4 protein-coding genes are annotated in these 4323 nt (G+C 65.9%); 3 read left to right on the top strand and 1 reads right to left on the bottom strand.

All coding sequences use genetic code 11. The features are described from left to right. Window positions 1-273: hypothetical protein (locus Q4C89_RS14085; RefSeq protein ID WP_303103256.1), on the bottom strand; the 273-nt coding region annotated here is incomplete at its 3' end. Between the two features lie 193 nt (window positions 274-466). Between Q4C89_RS14085 and gnd the strand changes: the two genes are divergently transcribed. The 3 genes from gnd to Q4C89_RS14070 all read left to right on the top strand — a co-directional run bounded on the left by gnd (window position 467) and on the right by Q4C89_RS14070 (window position 4297). Further along, entirely contained in the window at window positions 467-1555 is a 1089-nt protein-coding gene (gene gnd / locus Q4C89_RS14080; protein ID WP_303103255.1) for a phosphogluconate dehydrogenase (NAD(+)-dependent, decarboxylating), read from the top strand. Further along, on the top strand, window positions 1552-3252 hold the full coding sequence (zwf, locus tag Q4C89_RS14075; RefSeq protein ID WP_303103254.1) for a glucose-6-phosphate dehydrogenase: 1701 nt from the start codon (window positions 1552-1554) through the stop codon (window positions 3250-3252). The genes gnd and zwf overlap by 4 nt, the downstream gene beginning before the upstream one ends. Before the next feature lie 121 nt (window positions 3253-3373). Beyond that, window positions 3374-4297: a glucose-6-phosphate dehydrogenase assembly protein OpcA gene (locus Q4C89_RS14070; protein ID WP_303103253.1), complete on the top strand. Its 924-nt coding sequence runs from the start codon at window positions 3374-3376 to the stop codon at window positions 4295-4297. Window positions 4298-4323 lie beyond the last annotated feature (26 nt).

Below are 4323 nucleotides of genomic sequence, written 5' to 3'. Positions count from 1 at the left end.
CAGGCGCACCGTGACTGTCCCTGTCAGCGAACCGTCGTCCGAGCGCACAGGCAGGGTGACTTCACGGCTGGCCGTGACCTGCTTGCCTTCAAGCGCCTGCGGGCTGAGGGAACGGGACTGAAGCCGGGCACGGGCGGCGTCCAAGCGCCCAGCTTGGCTGGCCGACATCTGAGGGGCCTGGGCCGCAAGGTTCTGGGCGGAGGGGGTGACCTGACGGCCACATGCCGTGAGGAGGAGGCCGGTCAGGGTCAGGGCAGCAAAACGGGTGTTCATGAGGGCTCCAGAAGGCAGAAGGTTCCAAAGTGACGGAAAGAGGACGGAAAACCACCAAGCACCAATGACGACACCAAAAATGTAGGTTATTTCACAGCACAGCACAAGGGCGGTGCGGCGTGCCGGGGGCGTTATCCTGCGGGCGCAGCGGGCGGGGGCGGGCGGAACCGCTTCCAACCCCCAGGAGGACACTATGAAGATCGGCATGATTGGACTGGGCAAGATGGGCGGCAACATGGTGCTGAGGCTGCTTCAGGGCGGGCAACAGGTGGTCGGCTATGACCGCAGCGAAGAAGCCCTCGCCAACATCGAATCGCACGGGGCCACGGCCACCCGCGACATGGACGCCTTTATCGCGGCGCTGGGCGAACCGGGTCAGCGCGCCGTGTGGGTGATGGTGCCCGCAGGCGAGATCACCCAGAGCGTGATTGACGACCTCGCTGGCCGCCTCTCCCCCGGCGACATCATCATCGACGGCGGCAACTCCAACTTTCACGACACCCAGCGCAGGGGCGAGGCGCTGGCGGCGCGGGGCCTGCACTTCGTGGATGTCGGCACCTCGGGCGGCGTGTGGGGCCTCAAAGAAGGTTACGCCATGATGATTGGCGGCCCCGAAGAAGCCATCGAGCGGCTGCGTCCCGTCTTCGAGACGCTGGCCCCTGCGCCTGACCGTGGCTGGGGCCGCATGGGGCCGAGCGGGTCGGGCCACTACGTCAAGATGGTTCACAACGGCATCGAGTACGGCATGATGCAGGCCTACGCCGAGGGCTTCGAGCTGATGAAGGCCCACAAGGATTTCAACCTCGACATGGCCCAGATTGCCGAGCTGTGGCGGCATGGCAGCGTGGTCAGAAGTTGGCTGCTCGACCTGACCGCCGAAGCGCTGAAAAACTCGGCGGACTTCAACGCCCTGTCGGACTACGTGGCCGACTCGGGCGAGGGCCGCTGGACGATTATCGACTCCATCGAACTCGGCGTGCCGACCCCGGTGATTACGCTGGCGACCCAGATGCGCTTTCGCAGCCAGCAGGAAGTCAGCTACCAAGGCCAGATGCTGAGCGCCATGCGCCGCGCTTTCGGGGGCCACGCCGTCAAGACCCTCGAAGCGCCCAAGCAAGAGGGCCTGGTGCCCGAAGTGCAGGCGGGCGACCATCCCAAAGTCGCCGCCCCCGAAAACATTCCCGCCGCCACCACTGCACAGGACACGGGCGCAGGGGCCGAGCAGCAACTCGGTGAAACGGGCCAGAACCGCGTGACCGGCGACCAGCAAGGCAACGGATGAGCACGAAAAAGACTCCATCCGCCAAAGCAGCCAGGACCGAACCCGCCAAAGCGGTGAAAGCCAGGGCGGTCAAGGCCGAGGTCAAAAAGAGCGAGGCCGCCAAGACCGTCGGCGTGGCTCAGCCTGCGACCAAAGTCCCCAAGAAGTCGCGCCAGCGCGTACCCAAAAGCACTCCTGGGGCCGACGGGCAAAACCCGTTCCGGGCCGCCATGCGCCGCAACCGCGCCCCCGAACCTGCCACGCTGGTCATCTTCGGCGTTACGGGCGACCTGGCCCGCCGCAAGCTGCTGCCCGCCGTGTTCGGGCTGTGGCAGGACGGGTTGCTGGGCAGTGCCTTCAACATCGTCGGGGTGGGCCGCCAGGAGATGACCGACGAGGGGTTCAAGGACTACGCCATCGAAGCGCTCAAGACCAGCAAGGAAACCGACGCGCCACAACCGGGCAGCCTGGAAAAATTCCGCGAACTGCTCTACTACGAATACGGCGAATTTGGCGAGGACGACGTGTATGACAAAGTCCGCGCCGAGCTTGACCGCGCCGAGGAAGCCCACGGCGGACGCAAAAATGCCCTCTTTTACCTCTCCACGCCGCCCAGCCTTTTTGAACCCATCAGCAACGGCCTGGGCCGCCTGGGACTCCAGGACGAGTCCGAGGGCTGGCGCAGACTGGTGATCGAAAAACCCTTCGGGCGCGACCTCGCCAGCGCCCGCGAACTCAACGACGCCATTCACCGCGTCTGGGACGAGTCGCAGGTGTACCGCATCGACCACTATCTCGGCAAGGAAACGGTACAGAACCTGATGGCGATTCGCTTCGGCAACGCCATTTTCGAGCCTCTGTGGAACCGGGGCTATGTGGACCACGTTCAAATCACGGCCTCCGAAGACCTGGGCCTGGAAGGGCGGGCGGGCTACTACGAGGAAGCGGGCGTGGTGCGCGACATGCTGCAAAACCACCTGATGCAACTCTTTGCCCTGACCGCGATGGAAGCGCCCTCGGCCTTCGAAGCCGACGCCATCCGCGACGAAAAGGTCAAGGTCTTGCGGGCGGTCAAGCCGATTCCCGCACAGCGCGTGGACGAGGTGGCGGTGCGCGGGCAGTACGGCCCCGGCACGATGGACGGCGAAAAGGTCCCCGGCTACAAGCAGGAACCCGACGTGAAGCGCGGCAGCCGCACCCCGACCTACGTGGCGCTCAAGCTGGAAGTGGACAACTGGCGCTGGCAGGGCGTGCCGTTTTTCCTGCGCACAGGCAAGCGGCTGCCCAAGAAAGTCACCGAAATCGCCGTGGTGTTCAAGCGCCCGCCGCTGGGCCTCTTTCCCGGCGGGCTGGAGCGCAACGTGCTGGCCTTCCGTATTCAGCCCGACGAGGGCGTGAGCCTCAAATTTTCTTCCAAGACGCCGGGGCAGGAAATGGTGCTGCGTGAAGTGGTGATGGATTTCCGGTACGACGCGTTCGGCGCACAACTGGAAAGCCCCTACTCGCGCCTGCTGCTGGACGCGATGCTGGGCGACGCCACCCTCTTTCCCCGCGAGGACGAGGTGGACCACGCCTGGCAAATCGTGGCGGGACTGCTGCAAGCCTGGGAAGGCGAGGACGCCCCCGCGCCCAAGTTCCCCAACTACTCCGCCGGAACCTGGGGGCCAGACGAGGCTGACGAGTTGATCGGGGCAGGGCGGCGCTGGAGGCGACTGTGAGGGGTGCAGATGGCAAATGGCAAATGGCAGATGGCAGATGGCTTAAGGCAAGCGGCGCTCATTTTCGGCCCCTAATCACCAGCCATCCGCTATCCGCTATCCGCCATCTGCGGAGGCCAGGATGCTAGGCCCCGTCTCCACCACCGTCCGCCGCGCCCAGGCCACGCTGGATGAGCTGTGGGCGCAGACCGAGGTCGAAACGCGGGCCTACACGGGCAACATCGTGGCGCTCACCGTTCGCAAGCATCTGGCGCGGGTGCAAGAAGCCCTGGCGGGCCTGGAAGGGCGCTACGCCGGACGGCAGATTATCGGGGTGATGGACGGCGGCGGCGACCTCAAAGTCGAAGCCTCGCTGGTGCCGCAGCCGGGTGGCCTGCATGTGGAACGCCTGACGCTGGACACCGACCCCGAGCAGCTTCAGGGCGCGATTTTGCCGCTGCTGCGGCCTGCCACCGTCAACCACGTGTGGTGGGGCGCTGACAGCAAACCCAGCGGCACGCTGCTGTCCGAACTGACCGAAATTGCCGACCAGGTGATTGCCGACAGCCTGACGCTGGATATTCCCCCGGCGCGGCACTACGCCCTGGCCGACCTGGGCTGGAGCCGCAGCGCAGGCTGGCGCGAAGCCCTGGCGCAGATGTTCGACTCGCCCGACGCGGCGCAGCAGTTGCCACAGGTCAAGGAACTGACCGTGCGTTACAGCGGCAAAAACGACCTGCCCGCCCGCCTGTACGCCGGATTTATCGCCGACTGCCTGGGCTGGCACGACCTGCGGGGCCTGACCCTCAAAGCGGGCCGCTGCGGGCGCGAAAACGGCGACCTCTGCGGCGTCGAGCTGCGCGGCGAGGGCGTGCGCTTTGCGCTGAGTGCCGAAGCCTCCGGCGATGTCGCCCTGGCCGAAGCCGAGTGGGAAGGCCGCGTGCGGCGCAGTGAAATCAACGTGCCGCCCATGAGCCTGACCGCTGGCTTGGCCCGTGTGATGGCCCGACCCGAACGCGGCGAAGTCTTCGAGCGGGCCTGGGAGCTGGCAAAAGGGACGCTGTAGCGTCATTTTCAGTCTTCAGAGCGGCG

The sequence above is a fragment of the Deinococcus sp. genome (assembly GCF_030523985.1).
In the GTDB taxonomy this organism is placed as follows: domain Bacteria; phylum Deinococcota; class Deinococci; order Deinococcales; family Deinococcaceae; genus Deinococcus.
Note: the sequence above shows the minus strand (reverse complement) of the source record. Positions and strands in the feature narration are given on the sequence as shown.

Excerpts from the sequence above, each read along its gene's own strand:
- gnd (WP_303103255.1), top strand. The coding sequence starts at position 467 with ATGAAGATCGGCATGATTGGACTGGGCAAGATGGGCGGCAACATGGTG.
- zwf (WP_303103254.1), top strand. The coding sequence starts at position 1,552 with ATGAGCACGAAAAAGACTCCATCCGCCAAAGCAGCCAGGACCGAACCC.
- Q4C89_RS14070 (WP_303103253.1), top strand. The coding sequence starts at position 3,374 with ATGCTAGGCCCCGTCTCCACCACCGTCCGCCGCGCCCAGGCCACGCTG.